Consider the following 413-nt stretch of genomic DNA (forward strand, 5'->3'; position numbering starts at 1 on the left):
TCAGGCGTACAGCAGCGAAGTACAGCACCGCGTCAGCCGACGCCGTAAAGATCAGCTGTGGCTGTCCTGCCACAGCTCACCGGCCGCCTTACAGTCCCCGATCTCCGTGACCGGGCCACCCCGAATGACGGCAAGGCCGAGGGATGGGTTCAGGGCTCACCGCAGGGCCTTGCCGACCTCGTAGATCGTGGGCCTGTCCTCGGGTGCCGGACTGAGCATGGCGTCGATCAGTTCGCCCAGCTTGCCCTTCACCTTCACAGGCCGGCGCTTGCCACTCGCGACGGCTTGTCTCTGCTCGGGGCGCGGTGCGTCGTCCGGGTACTCGACGGCCCGCCGACCCGTGGCGGAAATGAGTCGGCTGGGCCGACCCGCCTGTCGGACATGAGCTTCAGCAGGAGCTCAGCGCTCGTCTT

General features: G+C 67.1%; 1 pseudogene. It reads right to left on the bottom strand.

The annotated features are described in order from the left end of the window. Positions 1-156: 156 nt before the first annotated feature. Positions 157-360, bottom strand: a pseudogene (locus tag IE312_RS27100) (protein kinase); the annotation flags it as partial. Between the last annotated feature and the right edge of the window lie 53 nt (positions 361-413).

The sequence above is a fragment of the Streptomyces capoamus genome (assembly GCF_014654935.1).
Classification (GTDB): domain Bacteria; phylum Actinomycetota; class Actinomycetes; order Streptomycetales; family Streptomycetaceae; genus Streptomyces; species Streptomyces capoamus.